The organism is Westiellopsis prolifica IICB1, assembly GCF_004323185.1.
Lineage (GTDB): Bacteria > Cyanobacteriota > Cyanobacteriia > Cyanobacteriales > Nostocaceae > Pelatocladus > Pelatocladus prolificus_A.
The window spans coordinates 269,878-294,621 of sequence record NZ_NAPS01000001.1; the positions used below are offsets into that span (position 1 = coordinate 269,878).

General features: G+C 38.7%; 23 protein-coding genes and 4 pseudogenes. 14 read left to right on the forward strand and 13 right to left on the reverse strand.

Annotated features, from left to right (window positions below; all coding sequences use genetic code 11):
* Nucleotides 1-156: 156 nt before the first annotated feature.
* Nucleotides 157-384, forward strand: a complete 228-nt coding sequence (locus B4U84_RS01170) for a hypothetical protein (protein ID WP_017312419.1) — start codon at nucleotides 157-159, stop codon at nucleotides 382-384.
* 10 nt (nucleotides 385-394) lie between these two features.
* Here the strand turns inward: B4U84_RS01170 and B4U84_RS01175 are convergent, their stop codons facing one another.
* Nucleotides 395-1,759: a GTP-binding protein gene (locus tag B4U84_RS01175; RefSeq protein ID WP_131118645.1), complete on the reverse strand. Its 1,365-nt coding sequence runs from the start codon at nucleotides 1,757-1,759 to the stop codon at nucleotides 395-397.
* Between the two features lie 410 nt (nucleotides 1,760-2,169).
* Between B4U84_RS01175 and B4U84_RS01180 the strand changes: the two genes are divergently transcribed.
* Nucleotides 2,170-2,946 (forward strand): PDC sensor domain-containing protein, encoded by a 777-nt coding sequence (locus tag B4U84_RS01180; protein WP_242677511.1) that lies wholly within the window; start codon nucleotides 2,170-2,172, stop codon nucleotides 2,944-2,946.
* 72 nt (nucleotides 2,947-3,018) lie between these two features.
* Nucleotides 3,019-3,165, forward strand: a pseudogene (locus B4U84_RS01185) (IS630-like element ISAcma27 family transposase); the annotation flags it as partial.
* 37 nt (nucleotides 3,166-3,202) lie between these two features.
* On the opposite strand, the gene B4U84_RS01190 reads toward B4U84_RS01185, so the two are convergent.
* Nucleotides 3,203-4,254 (reverse strand): IS630 family transposase gene (locus B4U84_RS01190; protein ID WP_165490309.1). Its coding sequence is split into 2 segments (ribosomal slippage): nucleotides 3,203-3,859 and nucleotides 3,862-4,254, totalling 1,050 coding nucleotides; the frame shifts between segments, so codons are not numbered across the junction.
* Nucleotides 4,255-4,320: 66 nt separating this feature from the next.
* Between B4U84_RS01190 and B4U84_RS01195 the strand changes: the two are divergent.
* Nucleotides 4,321-5,781, forward strand: a pseudogene (locus B4U84_RS01195) (sensor histidine kinase); the annotation flags it as partial.
* A 180-nt stretch (nucleotides 5,782-5,961) separates the two neighbouring features.
* On the opposite strand, the gene B4U84_RS01200 reads toward B4U84_RS01195, so the two are convergent.
* Both B4U84_RS01200 and B4U84_RS01205 read right to left on the reverse strand, forming a co-directional pair.
* Entirely contained in the window at nucleotides 5,962-7,317 is a 1,356-nt protein-coding gene (locus B4U84_RS01200; protein ID WP_131115094.1) for a DNA cytosine methyltransferase, read from the reverse strand.
* A 225-nt stretch (nucleotides 7,318-7,542) separates the two neighbouring features.
* Complete coding sequence (locus tag B4U84_RS01205) at nucleotides 7,543-8,616, reverse strand: metal ABC transporter substrate-binding protein (protein ID WP_131115096.1); 1,074 nt, start codon at nucleotides 8,614-8,616, stop codon at nucleotides 7,543-7,545.
* Nucleotides 8,617-8,692: 76 nt separating this feature from the next.
* On the opposite strand from B4U84_RS01205, the gene B4U84_RS01210 reads away from it, so the two are divergent.
* Nucleotides 8,693-9,511 (forward strand): metal ABC transporter ATP-binding protein, encoded by an 819-nt coding sequence (locus tag B4U84_RS01210; RefSeq protein ID WP_131115098.1) that lies wholly within the window; start codon nucleotides 8,693-8,695, stop codon nucleotides 9,509-9,511.
* A gap of 70 nt (nucleotides 9,512-9,581) precedes the next feature.
* Nucleotides 9,582-10,430, forward strand: coding sequence for a metal ABC transporter permease (locus tag B4U84_RS01215; RefSeq protein WP_017312412.1), 849 nt, complete (start codon nucleotides 9,582-9,584; stop codon nucleotides 10,428-10,430).
* A 119-nt stretch (nucleotides 10,431-10,549) separates the two neighbouring features.
* Here the strand turns inward: B4U84_RS01215 and rbp (B4U84_RS01220) are convergent, their stop codons facing one another.
* From rbp (B4U84_RS01220) to bchI, 3 genes are all read right to left on the reverse strand, one after another.
* Nucleotides 10,550-10,846, reverse strand: a complete 297-nt coding sequence (gene rbp, locus B4U84_RS01220) for an RNA-binding regulator (protein WP_016859852.1) — start codon at nucleotides 10,844-10,846, stop codon at nucleotides 10,550-10,552.
* 271 nt (nucleotides 10,847-11,117) lie between these two features.
* The gene (locus B4U84_RS01225) at nucleotides 11,118-11,417 is read right to left on the reverse strand and encodes a hypothetical protein (RefSeq protein WP_017312411.1); all 300 of its coding nucleotides are present in this window, start codon (nucleotides 11,415-11,417) and stop codon (nucleotides 11,118-11,120) included.
* Between the two features lie 90 nt (nucleotides 11,418-11,507).
* Complete coding sequence (gene bchI / locus B4U84_RS01230; RefSeq protein ID WP_017312410.1) at nucleotides 11,508-12,617, reverse strand: magnesium chelatase ATPase subunit I; 1,110 nt, start codon at nucleotides 12,615-12,617, stop codon at nucleotides 11,508-11,510.
* A gap of 257 nt (nucleotides 12,618-12,874) precedes the next feature.
* Between bchI and B4U84_RS01240 the strand changes: the two genes are divergently transcribed.
* Nucleotides 12,875-13,339: a hypothetical protein gene (locus B4U84_RS01240; protein ID WP_131115102.1), complete on the forward strand. Its 465-nt coding sequence runs from the start codon at nucleotides 12,875-12,877 to the stop codon at nucleotides 13,337-13,339.
* A 51-nt stretch (nucleotides 13,340-13,390) separates the two neighbouring features.
* Here the strand turns inward: B4U84_RS01240 and B4U84_RS01245 are convergent, their stop codons facing one another.
* Entirely contained in the window at nucleotides 13,391-13,789 is a 399-nt protein-coding gene (locus B4U84_RS01245; protein ID WP_131115104.1) for a nuclear transport factor 2 family protein, read from the reverse strand.
* Nucleotides 13,790-14,044: 255 nt separating this feature from the next.
* On the opposite strand from B4U84_RS01245, the gene B4U84_RS01250 reads away from it, so the two are divergent.
* The 3 genes from B4U84_RS01250 (at nucleotide 14,045) to B4U84_RS01260 (ending at nucleotide 15,578) form a co-directional block, all read left to right on the forward strand.
* A complete protein-coding gene (locus B4U84_RS01250; RefSeq protein ID WP_131115106.1) occupies nucleotides 14,045-14,359 on the forward strand; it encodes an antibiotic biosynthesis monooxygenase family protein in 315 nt (104 codons plus the stop codon).
* 506 nt (nucleotides 14,360-14,865) lie between these two features.
* Nucleotides 14,866-15,147, forward strand: coding sequence for a hypothetical protein (locus tag B4U84_RS01255; RefSeq protein ID WP_044450292.1), 282 nt, complete (start codon nucleotides 14,866-14,868; stop codon nucleotides 15,145-15,147).
* Between the two features lie 38 nt (nucleotides 15,148-15,185).
* The gene (locus tag B4U84_RS01260) at nucleotides 15,186-15,578 is read left to right on the forward strand and encodes a hypothetical protein (RefSeq protein ID WP_044450293.1); all 393 of its coding nucleotides are present in this window, start codon (nucleotides 15,186-15,188) and stop codon (nucleotides 15,576-15,578) included.
* A gap of 120 nt (nucleotides 15,579-15,698) precedes the next feature.
* Here B4U84_RS01260 and B4U84_RS01265 read toward each other — a convergent pair whose 3' ends face one another.
* Nucleotides 15,699-16,538, reverse strand: coding sequence for a M48 family metallopeptidase (locus B4U84_RS01265; protein WP_207390887.1), 840 nt, complete (start codon nucleotides 16,536-16,538; stop codon nucleotides 15,699-15,701).
* Nucleotides 16,539-16,638: 100 nt separating this feature from the next.
* On the opposite strand from B4U84_RS01265, the pseudogene B4U84_RS32055 reads away from it, so the two are divergent.
* Nucleotides 16,639-16,899, forward strand: a pseudogene (locus tag B4U84_RS32055) (IS982 family transposase); the annotation flags it as partial.
* Nucleotides 16,900-17,211: 312 nt separating this feature from the next.
* Here the strand turns inward: B4U84_RS32055 and B4U84_RS01275 are convergent.
* Nucleotides 17,212-17,475, reverse strand: a complete 264-nt coding sequence (locus tag B4U84_RS01275) for a hypothetical protein (RefSeq protein WP_044450294.1) — start codon at nucleotides 17,473-17,475, stop codon at nucleotides 17,212-17,214.
* Between the two features lie 840 nt (nucleotides 17,476-18,315).
* On the opposite strand from B4U84_RS01275, the gene apcA reads away from it, so the two are divergent.
* Both apcA and B4U84_RS01285 read left to right on the forward strand, forming a co-directional pair.
* The gene (apcA, locus tag B4U84_RS01280) at nucleotides 18,316-18,801 is read left to right on the forward strand and encodes an allophycocyanin subunit alpha (RefSeq protein ID WP_044450295.1); all 486 of its coding nucleotides are present in this window, start codon (nucleotides 18,316-18,318) and stop codon (nucleotides 18,799-18,801) included.
* A 157-nt stretch (nucleotides 18,802-18,958) separates the two neighbouring features.
* A pseudogene (locus tag B4U84_RS01285) lies at nucleotides 18,959-19,081 on the forward strand (IS630 family transposase); the annotation flags it as partial.
* 523 nt (nucleotides 19,082-19,604) lie between these two features.
* On the opposite strand, the gene B4U84_RS01290 reads toward B4U84_RS01285, so the two are convergent.
* A complete protein-coding gene (locus tag B4U84_RS01290; protein ID WP_044450297.1) occupies nucleotides 19,605-19,910 on the reverse strand; it encodes a P-II family nitrogen regulator in 306 nt (101 codons plus the stop codon).
* Nucleotides 19,911-20,071: 161 nt separating this feature from the next.
* A complete protein-coding gene (gene rbp / locus B4U84_RS01295) occupies nucleotides 20,072-20,368 on the reverse strand; it encodes an RNA-binding regulator (RefSeq protein WP_044450298.1) in 297 nt (98 codons plus the stop codon).
* A 761-nt stretch (nucleotides 20,369-21,129) separates the two neighbouring features.
* Between rbp (B4U84_RS01295) and B4U84_RS01300 the strand changes: the two genes are divergently transcribed.
* The gene (locus B4U84_RS01300; protein ID WP_044450299.1) at nucleotides 21,130-22,710 is read left to right on the forward strand and encodes a B12-binding domain-containing radical SAM protein; all 1,581 of its coding nucleotides are present in this window, start codon (nucleotides 21,130-21,132) and stop codon (nucleotides 22,708-22,710) included.
* Nucleotides 22,711-22,896: 186 nt separating this feature from the next.
* Here B4U84_RS01300 and B4U84_RS01305 read toward each other — a convergent pair whose 3' ends face one another.
* The gene (locus B4U84_RS01305; RefSeq protein WP_131118649.1) at nucleotides 22,897-24,582 is read right to left on the reverse strand and encodes an NAD(P)H-quinone oxidoreductase subunit 4; all 1,686 of its coding nucleotides are present in this window, start codon (nucleotides 24,580-24,582) and stop codon (nucleotides 22,897-22,899) included.
* Nucleotides 24,583-24,744 lie beyond the last annotated feature (162 nt).

Consider the following 24,744-nt stretch of genomic DNA (forward strand, 5'->3'; position numbering starts at 1 on the left):
CCCGATCCCCAATCCCCGTTCCCCGTTCCCCGTTCTCTGACTTTATAAAGAAAAGCTAAAGTTCATGATTGAATCTATCTAAAGTAAGAAGTGGTTGCTTCATAAATTTTAGAAATTATATACAAAGCTTAAAAATCTTAGTTACTAAATTTCAAAATGTACTCTAAGGACAAAGAAGAGTTTTTTCATACAGAACTCGTTAAGTATGGTGTCGATTATCAAAGAGCCGCTAAAGTTGCCCAGATTTTAGCCTCTGGAACACCAGATGAACTTTTGAGTGAAAAAGAAATACAACTCGCCGAGGAGGTTTGTAAACAATGGTTAAGAGAACACCAACGTTACAAGCGTTTGATCTCAAATTTCAGAGGATCTAAGGGCTTTTAATGCTTGAATTTCACTTGCCTGTTATACCTAAATTCTGTTCCAATTCCTGTCGCAAACGATACAAAATTGTATTTGACTCCACCTCAGCTAAAATTTCTGTGATCACGGTGCTAGCGCCTAATTGTCCCCAGGTACAGCCTTGTTCGAGGTACACTTGGGCTGCTTTACCGACTGCGTAGGCTCCATAACCTGCGATTCCAGCTTGAGCGATCGCACTCCCGGCAAAGGCTGTAATATTACTAGGGTTGTCACCACTAGCAATTGCTGCCGTACTTTTATTTAACCCTAAAATAAAACTGCTACCTAATTCTCCTAATAACAAACCACCAGAACTGAATAAAATTGTTTTTAATAGTCTCCCGGCTTCATAGCCTGTCATCGGTAAACCATACAATCGTGCCAAAGAACGAATCAAGGCTAAGTCGGCGACAGTTCCACCTAAAATATCTAGAAAGGCGATAGGATTTAACCCGACAGCCACGGCTTTATATTTGGTAAATTGCCAAATTAAGTTTTCTGCTTCTTGTTGACGTACATCTACAGTTTTGGATGCGATCGCTTCTTCTGCATCCCGTGCTTGGATGAGTGCGTTTAAAGCAATGAGCGATCGCCCTTCCCGGTTAAGAATTTTCAGAAGAGTTTGTTTGAGTTCGTCTATTTGTGGGGGTGGTGTCTCCCATTCGTAAGTTACATTACCATCTGGCCATTCAACCCGTACTTCTAAGGGTGTTGGTTCCGCTGCAATCATGACAATTTCATCGGGTTGTAAAGGTTTGGTTTGGGTATTTCCTGCGCCCAATTGTTGCAAATTTTTGTAAATTGTTTCTCGGTCTGTATCTGGATATAAATCTATTTTATTGAACACGAGAATCAAGGGCTTTTGTGACTGTCGCAATTCGCACAAAGCTTGGTATTCAGTCCGGGTAATATCACCAGCAACCACAAACAAAATTAAATCTGCTTGACGTGCCACATCTTTTGCCATTTGCGATCGCGTTTCTCCCGCAATTTCATCTAGTCCTGGCGTATCAATTAATTCTATTTGGGCTTTATCACCAAGATTCCAACGTACAGAACGGGGATACTGAGTTACACCATGTAAAGGGCCAGTTTGGAGAATTTTCTGTCCTAACAAAGCATTTAACACCGCCGACTTACCACGACTTACCAAACCAAAAGCGGCAATTACAATCACATTATGGTCTAGTTTGTTGAGAGTAGCGGTTAAAACCTCTAATTCTGTTTTTACCAAACCAGCTAATTTTGGATTTGCTGATACTTGTCCGGGTTTGCGGAAATTGCTATACCAAGACAGCGCTTGTCTGAGACTCGCACGAGCGCGGTTGAGATGAGTTTCTTGTGTATTTTTTGGCACTTGCTGGGGTTGGATATCGGGGACAAAGGGAACAAAGAGGACAAGGGAAGGGAGACAAGTGCAGGTTTTTAATAAAGCAATGAGTGATGAGTGTAAAACTAATGGAGTAATCATCATTTCATAAATTCCTACACCCTTACACCCTTATATAGCAATCCTATATGATTTGTGAAAATCGCAAAGTCCAGATCCCCAACTTGTTTAAGAAGTCGGGGATCTTGTCTGGAGCGAATGATTTAGGAATGCTCTGAAATCATTGCTTATTTTAAAAAAACTTTCACGAATTGCCAATAAACAAAAAATCATCAAATCAATAAGTTTAGATTTGTCTCAAGATTAATTTGAATCACGAATATGGGAACAATAACTTCAGTCGAATGTTTGGGTGATGTTACTCAATTCATATAAATATGAAATTTTCTGATTCCAAGGGTTTTGTAAAAGTTCCTTTACAGCTATTATTAATAGTTCCCTTCGTAGTTCAAATTTCTACCTCTGTTGGTTTAGTCGGATATTTATCCTTTAAAAATGGGCAAAAAGCAGTCAACGAACTTGCTGATCAGGTAATGAACAAAACCAACAGCTTAGTAAATCAGCATCTGAATAGCTATTTAGCAATTCCTCATCAGATTAATCAAATGAATGTGGATGCTGTAGAGACGGGATTACTGGATTTACGAGATTTTGAACGTGTGGGAAAATATTTTTGGAAACAGATGCAGGTCTATAAAAATTTAGGCTACAACAGCTACAGTCTAGCCACAGGTCAAGGAGCTGGATCTGCTAATTATCCGGGGAGTAAATATACCGCAATAGAATTATATCCTACTGCTATCAACGGAATAGCTAAGGTTTATTCCTACGCTACAGATGCTCAAGGAAACCGGACAAAGCTAATAAATACATATGATTACAATACTTTTGCAGAACCTTGGGGTATTAAGACGGGAAAAGCTGGTAAACCGATTTGGACTGGTGTCAATGCTTGGGATGGCGATGTTAGTTACATAGCTGCTACTGCTGGCTATCCTATTTATGATAAAAATGGTAAATTATTTGCTGTTTTTGGGGTAGATTTATTGCTATCGAATATTAGTGATTTTCTCCGCCAAATTCATGTTAGTCAAAATGGCAGTGTTTTTATTATTGAGCGTAATGGGTTATTAGTTGCTAATTCTAGTAAGTAGGTGGGCATGAAAAAACCAAACTATGTTAAGGTATGTAAATACGGAAAATGCATCTACCGAGGTGACTAAGTTATGGGCGCTCGTTTAAGAGTATTTTTAACTCGTGAGCAAGATAACACCTTGTTAAAACTGAGAACTGCGGATGTACCGCAGAAAGTTAAAGACCGAGCAGAGGTAATCAGACTAAACGCTCACGGCTGGTATGTAGAAAAAATAAGTAGGTGGGCGTGAAAATTTATAAGTATGTAACGAAAAATTAACCATTCCTATTGGAAAATTTAATACGTGTGGTACTGTAGTTGCCCTTTTCCCCCCTTGCTTCGACTCCATTGATGACAGCATAGGCAAGGTCTAATTCATCATCAAACATTTGTCCTGATATTTCGTCTTTTTTGAGGTGTTGCCACTCTAATTCAATTGGATTCATCTCGGAACAATACTTGGGTAAAAAGAAGATATACAAACCAAGGTTTTCCCACTTTGACCATAACTGCTGGACTTTCTGGGATCTATGTATAGGACTGTTATCTTGCACTATGACTCGGATACGCCCACTTTTTGATGCTTCTTGGGCTTCTTGCTCCATCATTTGGATGTAAACTTTGCTATCAACGCCTCCAATAATCAGRCCGTAAACAAAACTGATTAAGGGTTGAAAGAACCCGATAATGCTTAACCTTCGACCACGACGCTTACTTTGCTCTAAGCGTTTTTGCTTACCTCGAAAGTAATATGTATAACTAGGTTCGCTCCACGTACAAAATCCAGATTCATCAAGGTATTTCAGGTCTATTTCTCCCGTAGCAGCAGCCAGTTCTAACATCTCTAAGTCTGCTTGTTTACAAACTCGCGCTATTGGGTCTTGTTTTCCTTTGTGACTTTTCCTAGTTCGTTTCCAGTTGACCCCCTTTTTTTGAGTACCCGTCTTAATCTGTCAGGACTCAGTTTGATTTTGCGATCGCTTGACAATTTTTCAGCAAGTTGACGACTGTTATATGTACGTGGTTCTTTTTTAAGGCACTCTTCCAAAAAGATTATGTCTTCTTCGGACCACTTCAGTTTTCCCCCTCGACCTGCTAATTCCCAAAGCCCTTCCAGACCTAGTTTTTGCCATTTATGCAAAACTTCTCTCACGGTCTGTGAAGTCCAGTTAAAGTGAGCAGCTATTTTTTCTACATACCAGCCGTGAGCGTTTAGTCTGATTACCTCTGCTCGGTCTTTAACTTTCTGCGGTACATCCGCAGTTCTCAGTTTTAACAAGGTGTTATCTTGCTCACGAGTTAAAAATACTCTTAAACGAGCGCCCATAACTTAGTCACCTCGGTAGATGCATTTTCCGTATTTACATACCTTAACATAGTTTGGTTTTTTCATGCCCACCTACTTACTCAAAAACCCTATGCGATAATTAATGGTAAAACTAAACGATTGGCTGCATCTGATAGTAGTGATCCTCTGATTCAAGCTACTGCTAAGTATTTACAGCCAAAGCTGGGATACTTGCAACAAATTAAAGAAAAGCAGCAGTTAATGTTTGATTTCAAAGGCGATCGCCAATATGTTAAAGTTACTCCCTGGCGCGATCAGTTTGGTTTAGACTGGCTTGTGGTCGTCACTGTCCCCGAAGCTGATTTTATGGGGCAAATCAACGCCAACACTCGCACTACAATAGCTCTGTGCTTACTGACTTTGATAGCAGCTTCGGTAATTGGGATTTATACATCTCGTTGGATTACCCGACCCATTTTACAGCTGAGTCAGGCAAGTCAGGCAATTGCTGATCAAAAATTAGATCGCCCGGTTGAAGTCAAAGGAATTTATGAGTTGGAGATTCTGGCGCAATCTTTCAATCATATGGCTAGACAGTTACAAGAATCTTTTACAGCTTTAGAAAAAACAAACACTGAACTAGAACAACGAGTAGAAACACGCACGACTGAGTTGCAAAAAACCATTGCGGAACTGCATTATACACAAGCACAGATGGTGCAGAGTGAAAAAATGTCAGCCCTTGGTGAAATGGTGGCAGGAGTCGCCCACGAAATCAACAATCCAGTTAACTTTATTCACGGTAATCTCACTTATGTTGAGGATTACACTCAGGATTTATTGCGTTTGGTGCAACTTTATCAAAAATATTTACCTGAACCACCTCTCGAAATTCAAGAAGAACTTGTTGAAATTGATTTTGATTTCTTGGATAAGGATTTAATCAAGGTAATCGAATCAATGCAAATAGGAACAAACCGCATTCGTGAAATTGTGCTGTCATTGCGAAATTTTTCGCGCTTAGATGAAGCAGAGGTGAAAAAAGTTGATATTCATGAAGGTATCGATAGCACATTGGTAATTTTGAATCACCGTCTCAAGGCTAAATCAGATCGTCCTGAAATCCAAGTTATTAAAGAGTATGGAAATTTACCTTTAGTAGAGTGTTATGCAGGTCAGTTAAATCAAGTGTTTATGAATATTCTCAGTAATGCAATTGATGCATTGGAAGAACGCGATCGTACACTAGAGGAAATTAAAGCTCAACCAAGCACAATTTATATATCGACGTCTGCTGAAAATCAGACTGTAACTATTAGTATTAAAGATAACGGGATGGGTATTAATGAAACAGTACGTTCCAAGTTATTTAATCCATTTTTTACTACTAAACCTGTAGGTAAAGGAACAGGTTTAGGTTTAGCCATTAGCTACCAAGTTATTACCGAAAAACATGGTGGTAAGCTTTTGTGTAATTCTCAACCAGGACAGGGAGCAGAATTTTTGATTGAACTTCCCACACTGCAACTATCTGCTCATTCACCAAATTGCACAAGTTTAGTTTAAGTAAGTCGGCACAAATATAGAGACTGTTATTTGTCATTTGTCATTTGTCATTTGTAATATAGTTATATTTATGAGCGCCGATTTACTTAAATATATAATTCAATTTGCTTAGTAATTTTTGTATTTTTGTCAATCTGCTTGCGAAACTTGCTCTGCGGGTAGTAGTTTATAGTGCTTTTCTTATATTACTCTAACTTCACCTTCTTCTAGTGTCAGTTCATATATTGCTATTAAATCATTGTTCATTTTTTCTTTATTAATTTGTCTAATTCTGGGTTCTATTACACATGGATCAACATTATAATGTTTGGATGCTTCAGACATATCATACATTAGCAATTGAATATTCCCCAATTCATGTTTAATCAGAGGTTTAGTTAAATGTACATTAAGCAATTTGATAATTTCTGATGCTACTGCTTTAGCCAATAACGGAGGGACCGAATTTCCTATTTGTCTAAATCCATGCCATTTAGTAACATGAAATCTAAACCAATCAGGATAAGAATGTAAACGTGCTGCTTCACGTACAGTAATACATCTTGGCGTAAATGGGTGAATTGGTCTAGGAGAAGTAAAAGCTCCTCTATTACTAGGAGTTCCGGCTCTAAGTGTATTAGATATACCTTCAGGATCAAGTTTATGAAAGCGACTTATGGGTTCTATTTTACCATGTTGAGTAGACTCAAATCTTTTAATAGATTCTGAATTGTGTTTTGTTCTTAAACTAGAGGTAAGAATTCTAGAGTCATATTTACGTTCGTATGAATAGTTATTATCTGGAGAGTAAAGGCTGCGAAGTTGTCTACCATAATCACTAGGCTTACCAAAATCCGCAACTATCCAATCTCTTGTGTATAATTCTTGATATTTTTCCACTTCTGGTAGGTCTTTTAGTGCATCCCAAACTGTAGGAACTTGTGGAAGTTGATTCTCAAAACTTGATTTATTTTGTCTTCTATGTTTAGTAATTGGAAGTGGGTACTTTGGCAAATTTAAATCATCACGACAACCTAATAAAAATAATCTTTCTCTGTTTTGAGGTACTCCATAGTTAGCAGCATTCAATACTTGATATTTTTGATTGATTTTGTAATTTTTTATCTCAAATTCTCTGATGATTTTGAAGATAAAATCTTTGTGTTTTCCTATAGTCATTCCTTTAACATTTTCCAAAACAAAATATTTGGGCTGTAGCTCCAAAACTAATCTAATGAAATGAAATACCAGAGAATTGCGAGGATCGTCAATAAAACGTTTGCCTATCAATGAAAATCCTTGACATGGTGGTCCCCCAAAAATAACATCAATTTCTCTATTGCCAATGGGTGAATTTTTTCTAATTTCTTCTCCTGTAATATCGACTACATTTTTACAAAAAATACTCCAAAAAGGAAAATTAAATTCGTGCGTAGCACAATGAATTGGATCAATTTCCACAGACGCAAGCACATCAAAACCTGCTTGTTCAAATCCTAATGACATTCCACCAACACCAGCAAATAAATCGATAGCAATAGGTCTACAATTTATCATTTTGCTTCATGATTTAGTTAATTATTTTTCAATCATTAAATTATACTAGATGAATTATAAACTACTGATTGTTCATATGAATTAAACATGAAAAAATCGATTATTGAATTTTTAGAAATCTATTTTTCTGTGTAAGTTGAGTAAGGTAAAATTATTGAATTAAGTTCGTAGTAAGGACTTTAGTCCTCAAGAAAGGACTAAAGTCCTTACTACGAACCTTTGGTCTTACTTATCAGCGGAAAATGGCGTATACTTGCCTCCCAATGCTTCTACAATAGTCCGTGTATTTGCTGCCATCATTTTGCTATAGGTATCACCCTCACTTCCAGCTGCACCTATAGAATCAGAATACAGTTGACGCGGCGCTAATTTGACTCCTGCTTCTTGTGCTACTGTTTGTATTAAATTTGGGTTAATTGTCGTTTCCGCAAAAATTGCCGATACACCAATTTTTTTGATTGATTCTACTAGTTGTTTAACAGTTTGGGCGCTTGGCTGTTCTTCGGTGCTAATACCGATCAGTGTACCGACAATCGGTATTTGATAAGCACGCCCGTAATACTGAAAAGCATCGTGAGTGGTTACAAGTTTGCGTTTATTTGGGGGGATAGTTTGAATTTGTTGGGTAATCCAGCGATCTAACTGTTGTAATTCTGTAGTTAGTTGCTGTGCATTCTCGGTAAATTCAGCTTTGTCTGCGGGTGATAACTCAATTAAGCTATCTCGAATTATATTCACCATTGCGATCGCATTTTTTACATTACCCCAAACATGCGGATCTGGTACTACTTCACCCTTACCTTTATCTAACTGTAAGGGTTTCGCGACTTCTCCCACCGCTAACTTCCGCGCTTTTGTTCCAGCAGCATTCATTAACTTAATCAATCCAGGTTCTAAATTATACCCGTTATACAAAATCAAGTCTGCTTCTTCTAAAAATTTACTATCTTGTGGTCTAGGTTCGTATACATGCGGATCTGTACCCGGTTGAAGAATTCCCGTTAATTGAATTTCATCTCCTCCAACCTCCTCAGCCAAATCAGCAATAATTGTGCTAGTTGCGACAACTTGCGGTTTGTCATCCGTCTGTGAGTTGGAATTTGATGGCGCACAGGCGAATAAAGCAAGCGGTAAAAGTATTGCTAAACAAGCATTTTGGTAGATACGTCTCCAGGGTGAAAAAGCAGAGACTAGGAAAACCAAAGGATAAAAATAGCTTCCGTATCTCCCGTGTATCCCATATCCTCCTTCTACTTCTAATCCTCTGTCCGAAGTATTAAGTTTACTTATATTAAACATTATTCCTAGCTATAGATGTTTTCATTTTCTTCTCATTTTTATAGTAAGCTGAAGCAAGAACTATAAAAACACAATTATGGAAATGCTATTTTTGCACCCAAGCCAATCCCAAAGGAAAACGGTGGAAATGTCTAGCGCAGAGATACAAACTATTGAAAATAATCCTAGTGATGCCATTACTATTGCTGATTTAAGCGTGTATTATCGAGCAGTGGAAGCTCTCACAGATATAAATTGCACTATCAAACCGGGACAACTCACAGGTATTTTTGGCCCCAATGGTGCTGGTAAAAGTACGCTGATGAAGGCGATGTTGGGGTTGGTTCCTAGTAACGGCAAAATACTGTATAAAGGTAAACCTTTAATGCAGCAACTAGATCAAGTAGCCTACGTACCCCAGCGTAGTCAAATTGATTGGACTTATCCCGCTACTGTTTGGGATGTGGTGATGATGGGAAGGGTGAAAAAAACAGGCTGGTTACGTGGTTTTAGTACGGTAAGTCGTCAAGTAGCAAAAGCTGCGTTAGAGCGAGTTGGTATGAGTGAATACCGTTATCGACCCATCGGACAGCTTTCTGGTGGACAACAACAACGAGTATTTTTAGCACGGGCCTTAACACAGGAAGCAGAAATTTTTTGTTTTGACGAACCTTTTGTAGGGATAGATCAAAAAACTCAGTCAGTAATTTTTGAAGTCTTCAGCGAACTTACCAAAGCTGGAAAAATAGTTGTTGTTGTCAATCATGATTTGGGTGAGTCAATCTCTCATTTTGATGAATTGATTTTATTAAACCGTGAATTAATTGCTACAGGTTCTCGACAACAGGTATTAACAGAAGAAAACTTATCCCGCGCCTACAGTGGTAATGTAATCTTTTGGAAAGAGGCAGCATAATTAATCATTGGTCACTAGTCATTGGTCATTGGGATGACAAAGGACAAATGACAAAAAACAAAGGACAAGTATGTTAGAAGCGTTGATTGAGCCTTTACAATATGGCTTTATGCAGCGATCGCTTGTAATAGCCATTTTGGTAGGGATGTTGTGTGCGGTTGTCGGTAGCTACTTGATGGTGCAACGATTAGCTTTGCTGGGTGATGCAATTAGTCACTCGGTTTTACCAGGACTGGCGATCGCTTTTTTGTTGGGCGCTAACATTTTTATTGGAGCGTTCATTGCTGGTGTTGTGAGTACAATGTGCATCGCTTTGATCAGGACGCGATCGCCAATCAAAGAAGACGCTGCAATGGGGATAGTATTTTCGGCTTTTTTTGCGCTTGGTGTGACGTTAATTACTGTGATTCAAAAAGAAAATAAAATTGACCTCAATCATTTTCTTTTTGGTAATATTCTGGGCGTGACTACGCAGGATGTCAGAGATACTGCGCTCATAGCCGCTATAGTGTTTATAGTCGTTTTTTTACTGTACAAAGAACTGTTATTTTATACTTTTGATCCTTTAGGCGCACAAGCAGCAGGTTTACCAGTCAATCGTCTCAACTTTGGACTGATGCTGTTGATTGCGTTAACAATAGTCGCTAGTATGAAAGCCGTTGGTGTCATCTTAGTTTTATCATTATTAATTACACCAGGCGCTACTGCCTATTTATTAGTTCAACGTCTCCACGAAGTCATGATTTTAGGGGCAGTAATTGGGGTAATTTCTAGTATTAGTGGTATGTATTTAAGTTACTTTTATAACTTGCCTTCTGGCCCTGCGATTGTTTTAGTAGTGTCAGGATTATTTGTATTGGCGTTGCTATTGAGTCCTAATCATGGTGTTTTTAGTCAGAGACAGAAGCTGAAAAATTAAGAATGAGAATTGAGAAAGCAAAAAAATCCCACACTTTTAAGTGTGGGATTGAAAAACTTTTCTAGTACATTTGCACGGGATAACTTCAGATTAATCCCAAATGTTGTATAGATTTAGGATTAGTAGCGGTTACGGAAGTTGTTTCCTCTGTTACCACCATAGGAACCCCTGTTTTCTTTGGGTTTGGCTTTATTCACTTTGAGGTCGCGTCCCATCCACTCAGCACCATCAAGAGCTTCAATGGCGGCGGATTCTTCAGCTTCTGTACCCATTTCTACGAAACCAAAGCCACGCAAGCGGCCTGTGTCACGGTCGGTTGGTAGCTGAACTCGCTTAACAGTACCATATTCTGCAAAGACAGCGTTGAGACTATCTTCAGTAACATCGTAGGAAAGATTGCCTACATAAATTGACATAAATTTTCTCCAAAACCAGACATAAATGTGTAGAGATGAGCGATTTCGGAGAAAAGTCTGTCAATACCAAAAGGAAAAAACCCATCAATACTAAGAACAAACACGGTCGCCGAATGAACTCTCACCCTACCAGCATGACATAGCAACCTAAATATCGGCAGCGAAGTTTGAAAAACTGTTATAAAAAGTTATGTTAGCAATTGATAACTAAGCATAAGTTTAATTTTTATTTTTTAACTAAATTAAATTTAAGATAACATAATATTATAATTCATAACATGTTAATTAAGTCAGCAAAACCATAAAAACTAACTACTAGTAATAGTAATGCTGTCAATTGGGTAACTCGCGTTTGAGGAGAGGGAGCGATCGCTTCTCGGACTAAAATAGAAATTGATGCACCAACCACAAAACTTAAACCCAATACCATATAAGGTACTTCTCTTGGTACAACACTAGAAATAGCCAACATCGTAATTGCTAACATCAACATTAACAATTCCACAAACCGCGGTGGATTGTATTGGCTAGATAAAATTAAAGTGTTTAACCAAAAGCGCCAGCTTCTCATCACAAATCAACCATCATTGACATTTTTGCTGTTTGTTGTTGGTTGGTCTTTATTTGTGACAACCAACAACAAACAACCAGTAACAATAAACTAACGAACACCTGTTTTCAATTGACTAGTGCCATTTGTTTGTGCGATGTCTTCTGATAGTTCTACACCAAAGACACGTGCAAAGGCTTTTTCCACCTTGTAACCAGAATCAATTGACTCTAGAGGATCTTTTCTAAGTCTGTGACGTAAACACAGGACAATCACACGACGGATATCATCAACAGTCACTTCGGTACGCCCTTCAAAAGCTGTTAAAGCTTTGGCGGCGCGGTTGGTAACAATATCACCTCGTAAACCATCGACATCAAGCTCAGAACATACTTCGGAAATTTTCACCCGCAGATCATAGTCAAGATTAACTGAGGGTAAAAGCTCTTGGGCATTAATAATGCGTTGTTGCAGTTCCTGTTGCTGAGATTGATACTTTTCCACAAAAACAGGAGGATTTTGGTCAAATTCTGACCTTTGCTCCACAATTTGCACCCGCAAAGCTGGCTCTTTGACAGTGTGAATTTCAGCGTGCATTCCGAAGCGGTCGAGTAACTGGGGACGTAGTTCACCTTCTTCTGGATTCCCAGAACCAACCAGAACAAAACGGGCTGGGTGACGGATAGAAATACCTTCCCGTTCTACTGTATTCCAACCACTCGCAGCAGAGTCCAGCAGTACATCTACCAGGTGATCATCCAGCAAGTTTACCTCATCCACATAGAGAATACCCCGGTTGGCTTTTGCCAAAAGTCCTGGTTCAAAGGCTTTTACACCTTCTGAGAGGGCTTTCTCAATATCGATAGTGCCGCAAACACGATCTTCCGTAGCGCCCAGTGGTAAATCAACCATTTGGACTTTTTTATGATCAACGGGAATCTCACCGCCAGTTTCCAGTTTTTGGCGGATTTCATCGCTCATCAAATCAGGATCGCTGGGGTGACTATTGAAGGGATCATTCGCAACTACGGGAATTTCTGGCAGTAAGTCAGCCAGCGCCCGAATAGTTGTGGATTTGCCTGTACCGCGATCGCCCATAATCATCACACCACCAATTTTCGGGTCAATCACGTTCAATATCAGAGCCAGTTTCATTTCTTCCTGGCCTACAATTGCCGTAAACGGAAATACCACACGACGCGCAACAGCTGTTGGACTCACTAAACTACCTTTATCAATATTTTATATTTATTACCGCTTTTTATTGTGCCATAGATGGAGAGTCGGGAGACAAGGGAAGGGAGACAAGGGAGACAAGGGAGACAAGGGAAGGGAGAATTATTTAACAAGTCTCTTTCCGATCCCCAATCCCCAATCCCCGATCCCCAATCCCCGATCCCCGATCCCCGATCCCCAACAATCAACAACTTAGTTTGATGTTAGGATCTTTTTGTTACTGCTGTGAATCCTCGCTGTTGATGAATAAATTACTGGATGAAGCGCTGTCTATTGATATTGCTGCTCGCATCAAAAGTAAAGCTAAGAAACCGTTTGATAATGCTTACAAAGCTGCCTTAGCGACTGAAGGATCTGTTTATGTGCAAGGATTTTTAGCTACCAAGGGTAAACCTTACCAACCTATGGAATATGCTTGGATTGAGTTGAGCGATCGCATTATTGATCCCACCTTACCCCATCTCCATAAAAATGTAGAAGAACTTTGGTATTTTCCGGCACAGTCATTAACACTAAAAAAACTCAAAGCAATTCTTGAAGAATCTCAAGAAGATTATCCAGAAGACGACCCATTACCAGTGTATGGCGATGCACCATATGAGTATTACGGCGATGTGATGTTGGGTGGCAAAAATTACTTACAAGCTTTTCAAGCCGCAGAAGCGAAATGTAGAGAAGTAAATAAGTCAATTGTTGAGAATAACTAGCTAACCGATAACTGTACAGACGCGATGTTCCTCGCGTCTCTAACTGATAATTTAATTTGACTTACCATCACTACCAAAATACTCCCGGTAGCTACAAATTTTGTCGCCACGTATATCAAAGGAAACGGCTACCCGATTTTTGTATGGTTCTCCCAATAACATCCCCTCATCTCGAAATTCAAACACAACCGTTGTTTCACTGCTAGTAACGCGGTCTAATGAAGTTAGTTTGAGTCCAGGATGAAAAGCCTGTGTGACGTATTGAAAAAACTCTTGCGCTCGTTCTTTACCCACATTCAACCCGTGAAATTTTCCCATTGGGAACCAAAAAGTAAAGTCTTCAGTGAGCATATCTAAAAACTGGTTCCAATCACCAGTTTCTAAACCATGTTGAAAGTATACAAATGCTTGACGACCAACTTTTAGAGTATTTTCTGACTCTTGTGTCATAATCATCACCAATCAAATTTAATTATTTGCGATCGCCAAGCAAAAAGAAAATATTAATCACCTGATTAATTTCTACCACAAAAACCCTGCGTTTCTTTGCGTTTCATCTGCGCCCCTCTGCGTTGAACGTAAAGCTACTCTAATTGAGGTTTATGTTATGACTCAATGATACAAGTGTAATTTAAAACATACCCAGCCTCTTTATATGAGATTGTTAGTTACAGAGCGATCGCTGTTGAGTTAGTATTTGACAACATGATATTAGAAGTTGCAATTGTTGATATTAAACCTGGTTTGGCTACTGAATTTGAAACTACTTTCAAAATAGCTTCAACCATAATTGCTTCTATGTCAGGATATATTTCTCATGAACTGCAACGTTGCATAGAAAGTCCCAACCGCTATATTCTACTGGTACGCTGGCAAAAATTGGAAGATCACACCGTTGGCTTTCGACAATCACCAGAGTACCAACAGTGGCGTTCTTTACTGCATCACTTTTATCAGCCGTTTCCCACAGTCGAACATTATGAAGTTGTTTTGCACAACTTCAGTACTACACCACACTAATTTTGATAAGTAAGTCGGCGGGAAAAATTCAATGTATATGAAGAAATATAAATTAGCTGTAGGGTGCGTTGTCGCACAGCGCAACGCACCTTGAATTCTTGACCGTGCGTTATGCCGTAGGCTAACGCACCCTACATTTAAACTTCTTAACATAGCTAAGTAAGTCGGTAGGAATAAACCTAACCATGTTACGAAAAGTAAACAGCACTAAAATCCTTACTAATAGCCAATGACAAGTGACTAATTAATGACGACCCCAACGAGTAGAGACGAGCCATGGCACGTCTCTACATTTGTGCCGACTTACTTATAAATATTAGCGCCAACTTACTTAGGTTCGTAGTGAGGACTAAAGTCCTCACTACGAACTCCTTTAGTCTGTCGAAATCTTTGTGGCGGAGATCATCAAAATCAGAGAATAACCAAATATTTTTCTGGAATTTATAAAAAGTACTGTGTAGTAACTTTTTGTTCACTCCCACTAAATTTGAGGAAGAAAAACTTAAATGTCGAGTAAACGTTTTTTACGTAAGCTTTTGGTAGTTATACGTAAGTTTTTAGTAGTTAAAGAGAAACCAGAAAAATCTTCAAAACCAAAAAATAATAAATCAGGCAACCCACCTCCAGTAGGACAAAAAGATAAAGTTCAAATCATAAAACTATTATTCACTGTATTACCATTTATTTCATTAATACTAGGCTTTATTTTAATTATAAATTTTGATCAATCCAAAACTCAGAGAAAATGTGTATTTCTGTGTCCTAATAACACTAATCAAACTCCGTAGTTCATTGTTTATATTTCATAATTAAAAGGAAAAACATAATGTACGGTTTTCAACTATACTTTGTAACATTTATATTAGCTATCCTCGTTGTTGTCGATGGAATATTATCAGCTACAGGATTAGTTAATATATTGCAAGCAAATAATTTATTTACATATATTTTAGCTGTAGGAATGGGAATATTTATAACTGGCATGTCATTAATGCATAAAATGTTAGATTATAAACCAATTGGTTTAAAAATGTTAATTTATTTAGGAATAATGTTAGATGCATTGACAACAATTATAGCAACACATAATTTAGTAGGTAGTTCAACAAATTCTGAATTAAGTAATTTAATAAGTGGTGTAGTTGGAATCACAGGCGGGATAGTTCTTACCTCAACTACTATATATACAGGTGATTTTATTGATGACTATTGGAACTAAAATTGAATTAGAAAAGGTGCGGTTTCATCTGTTGTACTGACGTATGCTTCATGTACATGAAATGAACTCGGCACCCTTCATACCATGAGATTTTATCAAGCGATCGCAACCCTTCACAACCTAACGATTATCAGCTATTTTCCTTTCTAAAACAGAAATGCGTTCCCGTGGGTTTGGGTGAGTACTTAAAAACGCTGGTGCAGAAGAACGATTCACCAATTTCTTTAAGAAAGCAGGCATAGCATTCGGATCATAACCAGCCCGTTGCAAATACTGTAATCCCTTAGCATCAGCATTAAACTCAGCCTCACGACTATTAGGCAAGTCTACAGCCAGCTGATAAGCCGCAGCAGTCAATTTACTTCCATTTAAACCAGCAAGTGAAGCTGCACCTTGAGCTAGTTGTGTTTGCCTGAGTTTGTTAATCAAGTCATCATTACAAATGTGAGCAATTTCGTGTGCTATCACCGACGCCAATTGGTCTTCATTATCCGCAGCATTAATCAAGCCACTATGGACATAAACATAGCCGCCTGTGGTAGCAAAAGCATTAATACTTGGATCTTGAACTACATAAAATTTAAAAGGAGTTTGAGAACAGTTACTGGAACGCACTAATTTTTGACCAATTCTGGTAATATTTGCATTCGTACCAACTCTGTAATTACTGCGTACCTGCTGATGTATATTGCTGCCTAATTTAACCTTGTCCTTAGTTGATAAATTAGAAAGTTGAAAATATTGAATTCCTGGAACAATTAAATCTTGAAATGGAAGCGCTTCCGCAGGTTTAGGAGCAGATAAACCTACACTCGCAGCAGTTCCCAATCCCAAGATTAAAGAAAGGCCTTTATTTAACTTCTTAGGCAAACGAGAAAGATCTTCCTTCCTTTGTGTTCTTTGCGTACTTCGTGGTAGCCTGTGGCAAGCCGCTTGCGCGTCTACTTTAAAAAAAATCATTTCTCCAACTCAAATGAATAAAATGACTGCTATGTCATTCTTCTACTATTTATATAATAACTAATTAAAATCGTTGAAAATCCTCTACCTTGGGGTTGAAATTTTTGTATGTGCTATTATTGATGACTTATTAAAAGCGATCGCTCATAAAGAAGATATTCGTCGATAAATGAGTGATGCAAAAATTATTACAGCAGCTTTGACAGCAGCGATATTCTTTAGTGGTAATCATACCAAGGCTTGTGAATATATAACAGACCATAAGCTAGTGACAAAGATGCTATAAAATTCACACTTTAACCGACGATTACATAATATTTCAACGTTAATAAATGATTTATTTCATCAAATAGGAGCGATCGCATTCAATAGTAATTTTATATTTAATAATCCGCAAATTGGATTACTACTGGCTAGTGTTAAAGCATCCAGTAACGTAAAGTGACATAAAATTGTCTCCAAAATCAAATTGTGCAGAGATTTAAATTTTGGAGACAAGTCTGTCAATCACAAAAAGCAAAAACCTGTTAATACTAAAAAAAATTGTGTCTGATTTTATTATCATCTTCAACCTTAACACGAAATTCAGTCTCTCTACAGAATATTTTTCTAAAGGCTTATTTGCAGTGTTAAGCAATCTTTCGCCCATTTTATCTGAATCTCGGCTGAATGCCTATCTTAATTCAACGTCTTGCTCAAAAACTAAAATAAAATCATTTACGGTTTTTTTGTATTGAAAACCATAATCCAATAAAGCTTGCTTTAAAGTTTGCAAGTCAGATTGTTGTAATTGAATTTTATTGGTTGCTATCTCAATAGCTTTTTGATTGACAGTAAAACTGAAACAATCTTTAAATTGCTTATAATCCCAGTTTAATTTTCTAGCTGCATTTAACTCTATGGCAGCTAATGTATCATCAAATTTGCTTGCATTCATAAATTATTCTCTCCAATCATCTTACCTATATTTTAACAGTCATAATATCCAACAAACCAAATATAAATATTAATTAAGAGTCAATAAACAAGAAAAATATTTTATATTTTTCCAAAGATAAATCTTTCGGTAAATGTTGAACAAAGAGTCATATAGTAGTAATTTATAGTTAATAAATCGATGCAGTTGCTTTAACAGGGGTGGGAGTAACTTAGAACTGCTGGGCTGGGTGTTGTTTTTTAGTCTCATGCAATGCAATTATATATACAACCAAAACAATATTAATATAAAATATTTAGGGAAATATAACTGCTATAATAACAATAAAATAACTGCGATAACGCTACACATTAGTAAGGCAGCTAATATGGCTGCTAATGAAGTCTTGAGATTATATGCAAATAGAGAAATAAATTTTAGTTAGGCAGATTTGCTCAGAATCAGCCTAACTAAAATAAATCGAAGGAATGATGTAAAAAATCTGTAGCATAACTAACCAATGAATTCTTTTTTATACTCGTTAGTCTCAAAGAATTACAGAAACTTAAAGTTTAATTAGTACATTTAAGTAGGTTGGCACAAATGTACCAGACGTGCCATGGCACGTCTGGTACTCGTTAGGATCGTCATTGTGTTTTACTCTTACGGGTAGGCGCGTAAGCGACTTCTGCAAGTAGCCGCTTGCGCGTCTATGTCATTAGTAAGCGTTTGGGCGATTTTATATTTCTTAACATAGTTATGTTTATTTCCGCTTACTTACTTATTTCATTCCACTAGTTAAGCAACCCCTGTAATTCCGATAGAACAAACATAATTTCATTTTTTTGAAGGAGTCTGTTAATGAGTCTGATCATAAAGTCGATTCTGAATGCGGACAGCGAAGCTCGCTATCTCAGCCCTGGTGAGCTAGAGCCAATTAAAAGCTTTGTCAAAAGTAGTGAGCGTCGTCTGCGCCTTGTTCAAGTTTTAAACGAAAACCGAGAGCGCATTGTTAAGCAATCTGGAAACCAGCTGTTTCAAAAACGCCCAGATGTTGTTTCCCCTGGTGGTAATGCTTATGGACAAGAAATGACTGCAACTTGTCTACGAGACATAGATTACTATTTACGTTTGATCACTTACAGTATAGTAGTTGGTGATTCCACTCCAATTCAAGAAATTGGGGTCATTGGTGCTCGCGAAATGTACAAGTCTCTTGGCACTCCGATTGAAGCCGTTGCTGAAAGTATTCGTGCGATGAAGAATATCAGCGTCTCAATGATGTCAGGAGAAGACGCTAGTGAAATTGGTACTTACTTCGACTACTTAATAGCTGGACTCCTGTAGAGCATTGTAGCTACTTTACTGACTACTAATATTGGAGAGTAATAATGTCGAAGAAAAAAAATGGCAATAGAGAAGTCAAAAAACCAAAAAAAGATCCTCATAAAAAAAAGGAGAAAAAAGACCCGAACAGACATGACACTATAGGTCAATAACTGGGAGAATATTAGAGCGAAAAAAGTACGTTTACCTCTAGGCAAAGTATAGCCTGGAGGACAAACAGAATCCTGAAAAACGTAAGGCGTTTAAAGAAAAGTTATCAGAATATTTAAGAATAACTAAAAACTGCTAGCTAAAAACAGCACAGTTTGACACTCCCTTGCCTAAAGGCGAAGGGATTCTTGGTACTCTTCGAGAAGGCTTCGCCTACAACGAGTCCACTTAGATTAGATCCCTTGCGGTATCGTTCCCCAGAGGTGGTTCTCTCCCCAAGCTTTAACTTTCGGTCTGCCCGACCGTAGTTGAATATTCCAAAATTTGTTTGATTTAAATTCTGTTCGCGTTAGCGTCTCGTTAGAGAATCGTCTAGTCCCCATGAAGATTTTACCTATTCCTGGGAAGGAACTAGAACTATGGAATAGAACGCCATATCTTCAATTGTCAAGGTGCAGATTGCCGTTAGGCAGCTAGGTTTTTATACAGGTTGATTACCGTTCCTGTTAAGCTTAACTGTACTACAAATTGACTCAGGCGTAAAACGCCTTGCGGCAGCTTTCAACACGCAGCCTGAAGTACGAAATACGGCGCTGTGCGCCTGTTCGGGGCGGGTTTTCAGCTAGCCTTTCTTATAAAAAATAAATTATTAATCAATAGAAAGCTTCTATGTTGTGTCGAAAAGCGATTAAGGCGTGCTTCCCCTGTTCCTGTTTTAGCGCACAAAGGATCGCATCAGATGCTTCTAATGATACTATTGTTTTAATTTCGATATTAGTGTTGTAGCCTGCTAAGTCTGCCAAGCGTCTTCCGTGACCGCCTTCACCCTGCACTTGGCTAATGGTGTAGCCGCTTACATTATGGCTTTTTAGGAGCTTAACAATACGGTCTTTAAGCACCGTTTCACCAATGATGGTGATTAAAACAGCAGGTTCTAGGGGAGTGAGTGAGTCTGACATAGAGAACTCCAGAGATTAGGTTTTGGTTCAGAAAGCTTAAATTTTCGTTGCCCAGTCCAGATTCTGTATTAAAAAGGCTCAAGCATTTGTGCTTAAGCCAGTAGTGAATAGAATTAATGTGCTATATTAATCAGCTATGTTTACAGCTAAATCAATAAAGCTTAGTAGCGGTTACGTCCGCCGTAGCTTCGCTGACCACCAAATGAACCTCTATCTTCTTTAGGTTTAGCCTTATTCACTTTAAGGTCACGTCCCATCCACTCAGCACCATCAAGTGCTTCAATTGCAGCTGTTTCTTCTGCATCTGTACCCATTTCCACAAAGCCAAAACCGCGTACACGACCTGTTTCACGGTCAGTAGGTAGCTGAACCCGCTTTACAGAACCATATTCTGCAAAAACTGCATTCAAACTATCCTCTGTAACATCATAGGAAAGATTGCCTACATAAACTGACATAAATTGTCTCCGAAATCATAAGGGTGTGGAGATTTAAGTTTCGGAGAAAAGTCTGTAAATACCAAAAGGAAAAAGCCCGTCAATACTAAAAACAAACGCGGTCGCCGAATTAACTTCTCGCTTATTTAAGATAACATAGCAAGCCAATTATTACGGGATAGTTGCAACAACTGTTATATAAAGTTATGTAAACTATTTATAGCTAAGTATGAATGATAACGAAAATCCAAAGTGCGATTCGTTGATGACCACCCACATTCCGCGCTTCGTTTTGTAATATAATTGTATTGCACGATTTGGGCTAATAATGTAGTTAAATAGCGATCGCCAAAAATCTAAAAAAACAGTACTAATACTTAATGCTAATAAGCGTTTCTGTAAAATTTATTGAAGTATTTATGTATGACATTTTGAAGTGCGGAATGTGGGTTCTTTTAATTAAATCAGAAATAAAATTTTAGGCTGTAGTCTTATTACTTTAGATAGAGAGAATTAAAGTTTTCTTAGTTTTAATATTTAAATGTGTTTGCTAATGCGGTTAATGAAGATATGACAAATCTTCAGAGAGATGTGTTGCAATTATAACAGCCCAACTATAAAAAATTAATGATTTTTGTGTCTGTATCATTGCTATATATCCAACTTGTAGTGCAGATATTAATGGGCGTTAATTTTTTTTGAGCAGCATTTGAATTCCCGAACTGAGCGCGTTGGCTATTGATGGGTGTTCGAGATACCAGAAATTTTGCAACAAGGATTTTATGAAAGCATTATTGCTCTACCCTCAGTTTCCGCAGTCTTTTTGGTCTTATGATCGCTTCATGGAAATCGCCGGACTCAAAGCCGTCTTGCCGCCACTAGGAATTATTACAGTTGCAGCACTGCTACCCAAGGACTGGCAAATTAAATTTTGTGATCGCAACGTCAATCTGGAAACAGAAGCTGATTGGGAGTGGTGTGACCTTGTAATCCTTTCCGCAATGCTAGTGCAGAAACCAGATTTTCATGCCCTAATTAAAAAAGCGGTGCGCTTAGGCAAAAAAGTGGCAGTCGGCGGCCCTTACCCAACATCAATCCCACAAGATGTCTTGAACTCTGGAGCGCATTATTTAATTTTGGATGAGGGGGAGTTGACAGTTCCTCAGTTTCTGGAAGCCCTCAACCAAGGTAAGGAACAAGGAATCTTTCGCTCCCTAGAAAAACCTGATGTTACCCAAAGCCCGATGCCCCGTTTTGACTTGCTGCAACGGGATGCTTACTTGATGATGGCTATTCAGTTTTCTCGCGGTTGCCCCTTCAACTGCGAGTTTTGCGATATTATTACACTCTACGGCCGCAAACCACGTACAAAAGAGCCTCAGCAAACTATAGCTGAGTTACAAACTCTTTATGATTTAGGCTGGCGAGGGTCACTGTTCATAGTTGACGACAACTTTATTGGCAATCAGCGTAATGTCAAACGCCTCCTAAGAGAGTTAATTCCTTGGATGAAGCAGCACGACTATCCTTTCAGCTTCATCACTGAAGCTTCTGTGAATTTGGCCGAAGATAAAGAACTGTTGCAATTAATGAATGAAGCAGGTTTTTATGCAGTTTTTCTCGGCATAGAAACTCCTGATCAAGACAGCCTACAAGTAACACAAAAACTGCAAAATACTCGTAATCCTCTCGTGGAAGCCTGTCGCAAGATTAATGAAGCAGGAATGCTCATCTATGCAGGGTTTATCCTTGGTTTTGATGGAGAACGTCCAGGAGCAGGAGAACGAATCCAAGCTTTTGTAGCACAAACCAGTATTCCTCAACCGATGTTGGGCATCCTTCAAGCTTTGCCTAATACTGCTTTATGGAGCCGTCTGCAAAAAGAGCAGCGTTTATTAGAAAGTAAGGGTATTGGTGGCACTGAAGTGGGAGACCAGAATACCTTAATGAATTTCATCCCCACCCGCTCCATTCATGAAATCGCTAGAGAGTATGTAGAAGGTTTGTGGATGTTATATGAACCGAGTAACTATCTCAAGCGCTGTTTTCAGCAATGTCTGAGTATTGGTTCGCTAGAGCAGCGAAAGCAAACCATGCAATTTTCTCCAGGTAAGGGCTTGCGGCTCGTTGCTCAATTAATCTGGCATCAGGGCTTACGGCGACCTGAAATTCGCTGGCAGTTTTGGCGACAACTATGGGCAATTCTGTTGACAAAACCTCAAGTTCTCAATATGTATTTAGGGCTATGTGCTGCGGGGGAACATTTTTGGGAGTACCGCGCTTTAGCTAGAGAACGGATTACTCAACAATTAGGCTATGACTCACTAACAGAGCCTGTGCTGTTGACAGAAGAAGCTCTTTGAGCTTCCTAAGTTGTTTTCTCGCAGGATATATACTTCTTGATTTTGATGAATTGTTTTTAATCCCCAATCCCCGTTCCCTATTCCCGTTCAAAAAAATAATGGAAGAGGTAATCAAACCCCTTCCATATTTTGGAATATTTTCCCTGTTCTCGGTAAATATTAACTATTAAGGCGATCGCAAGGTTATTATTTATCAATTCCTGAAACCAACGCTATATTAGATTGTGTGGATTTAGGAAATAACAAGTCCTTGGCAAATATTTGAGGATTGGTTTGAGAGATTTGGACGTAAGATTGGCGTACCTGGGCATTGACTGCGACAGTCTTTACATCATACATTTCAGTAGCCAGTTTTGGATAAACACCAATACCGATGGTTAGCAGCAAAAAGCAAACAGCGATAAATATTTCCCGTGGTTTAGCATCGCTAAATTTTGCTTCAGTAGGTAGGACGCAGTTGGTTCCAAAACAAACTGCTTCATCATTGTCTTGGTTTTGCAAGCTTGCATCCGTAATTTCACAGGTAGGAGCGGCATCAGAACCGTAGAATACTTCTCGTAGCATTGAGAGGAGGTATATTGGTGTGAGGATGATTCCGACTGCTGCTAAGAAAACCATGACGGTACAGAAAGTCGAACTGTAAATGTCGCTAGTGGTTACGCCAACAAAAACTGCAAGTTCACCAACAAAACCACTCATCCCAGGAAGAGCTAAAGAAGCCATTGCAGCAGCTGTAAACAACGCAAATACTTTTGGCATCGCTCGACCAATACCACCCATATCTGACATAATTAATGTGTGAGTGCGATCGTAGGTTACGCCTGCAAGGAAGAATAAGGCTGCTGCAATCAAACCGTGGGAAATCATCTGTAGCATTGCCCCACTAATTCCCAAATCTGTAAAGGATGCAATACCCAGCAGTACAAAACCCATGTGAGACACCGATGAATACGCAAGGCGACGCTTCATATTGGGCTGGGCGAAGGAATTTAACGCACCATAGATAATATTGACAACACCCAGACAAGCTAGGATCGGCGCAAAATAAACGTGAGCATCAGATAACAGTTCTAAATTGAGGCGAATCAAACCATATCCCCCCATTTTCAGGAGTACACCTGCCAAAATCATCGACACAGGTGCAGAAGCCTCACCATGAGCATCAGGTAGCCAGGTATGCATGGGGAAAACAGCTAGCTTGACGCCAAAAGCAATCAATAATCCTGCATAAAGTAACAGTTCAAGTCCCAATGGGTAATCCTTCATACCCAATTCGACCATATCAAAGGTCATGTTATCGCCGTAGAGAGCCATTGCCAGCCCTGCAACTAGAATAAAAATCGAAGCTGCTGCGGTATACAACAAGAACTTTGTAGCTGCGTAGCGACGCTTTTGTCCACCCCAAATAGAAACAAGCAGGTAAACGGGAACCAGTTCTAGTTCCCACATAATAAACAACAGCAGCATGTCCTGGGCAACAAACACGCCTATCTGTGCAGAATACAGCACCAACATCAGGAAATAGAAAAGGCGAGGTTTGCGATCGACCTGCCAGGCTGCAAAAATTGCGAGCGTTGTTACAAATCCTGCTAAAAGCACTAGTGGAACAGACAACCCATCCACTGAAACTGCCCAGTTTAAACCCAATTGGGGTATCCAGGTGTACTTCTCCACAAGTTGAAGGGATGCGGTGGTGGGATCATAATTTTGCCAAAAGCCACAGCACATCAAGAAAAAGTCCACGATACCCACACCCAAGGTATACCATCGCAGACGTTTACCGTCTTTGTCAGGTACGAAAGGAATCGCTAGGGAAGCCACTAGTGGAAATAGGATAATCGTAGTGAGCCAGGGAAATTGATCGCCTATCATGTTTATGAGCAAAAATACTTATGAAGGGATATTACTATCTTATTAAACTTTGTAAATTTTTCTTATAAGTATTTACCGCAGATAAGTATTGACAAAACTCTAGTTTGGTAAAACACAATAAGAAATCTCTATGATGAAGCTTAAAAGATTTTACAATTGAGT

Coding starts and splice junctions, on each gene's coding strand:
- B4U84_RS01170 (WP_017312419.1), top strand. CDS start 157: ATGTACTCTAAGGACAAAGAAGAGTTTTTTCATACAGAACTCGTTAAG.
- B4U84_RS01180 (WP_242677511.1), top strand. CDS start 2,170: ATGAAATTTTCTGATTCCAAGGGTTTTGTAAAAGTTCCTTTACAGCTA.
- B4U84_RS01200 (WP_131115094.1), bottom strand. CDS start 7,317: ATGATAAATTGTAGACCTATTGCTATCGATTTATTTGCTGGTGTTGGT.
- B4U84_RS01205 (WP_131115096.1), bottom strand. CDS start 8,616: ATGTTTAATATAAGTAAACTTAATACTTCGGACAGAGGATTAGAAGTA.
- B4U84_RS01210 (WP_131115098.1), top strand. CDS start 8,693: ATGGAAATGCTATTTTTGCACCCAAGCCAATCCCAAAGGAAAACGGTG.
- B4U84_RS01215 (WP_017312412.1), top strand. CDS start 9,582: ATGTTAGAAGCGTTGATTGAGCCTTTACAATATGGCTTTATGCAGCGA.
- rbp (WP_016859852.1), bottom strand. CDS start 10,846: ATGTCAATTTATGTAGGCAATCTTTCCTACGATGTTACTGAAGATAGT.
- B4U84_RS01225 (WP_017312411.1), bottom strand. CDS start 11,417: ATGAGAAGCTGGCGCTTTTGGTTAAACACTTTAATTTTATCTAGCCAA.
- B4U84_RS01240 (WP_131115102.1), top strand. CDS start 12,875: ATGAATAAATTACTGGATGAAGCGCTGTCTATTGATATTGCTGCTCGC.
- B4U84_RS01245 (WP_131115104.1), bottom strand. CDS start 13,789: ATGACACAAGAGTCAGAAAATACTCTAAAAGTTGGTCGTCAAGCATTT.
- B4U84_RS01250 (WP_131115106.1), top strand. CDS start 14,045: ATGATATTAGAAGTTGCAATTGTTGATATTAAACCTGGTTTGGCTACT.
- B4U84_RS01255 (WP_044450292.1), top strand. CDS start 14,866: ATGTCGAGTAAACGTTTTTTACGTAAGCTTTTGGTAGTTATACGTAAG.
- B4U84_RS01260 (WP_044450293.1), top strand. CDS start 15,186: ATGTACGGTTTTCAACTATACTTTGTAACATTTATATTAGCTATCCTC.
- B4U84_RS01265 (WP_207390887.1), bottom strand. CDS start 16,538: ATGATTTTTTTTAAAGTAGACGCGCAAGCGGCTTGCCACAGGCTACCA.
- B4U84_RS01275 (WP_044450294.1), bottom strand. CDS start 17,475: ATGAATGCAAGCAAATTTGATGATACATTAGCTGCCATAGAGTTAAAT.
- apcA (WP_044450295.1), top strand. CDS start 18,316: ATGAGTCTGATCATAAAGTCGATTCTGAATGCGGACAGCGAAGCTCGC.
- B4U84_RS01290 (WP_044450297.1), bottom strand. CDS start 19,910: ATGTCAGACTCACTCACTCCCCTAGAACCTGCTGTTTTAATCACCATC.
- rbp (WP_044450298.1), bottom strand. CDS start 20,368: ATGTCAGTTTATGTAGGCAATCTTTCCTATGATGTTACAGAGGATAGT.
- B4U84_RS01300 (WP_044450299.1), top strand. CDS start 21,130: ATGAAAGCATTATTGCTCTACCCTCAGTTTCCGCAGTCTTTTTGGTCT.
- B4U84_RS01305 (WP_131118649.1), bottom strand. CDS start 24,582: ATGATAGGCGATCAATTTCCCTGGCTCACTACGATTATCCTATTTCCA.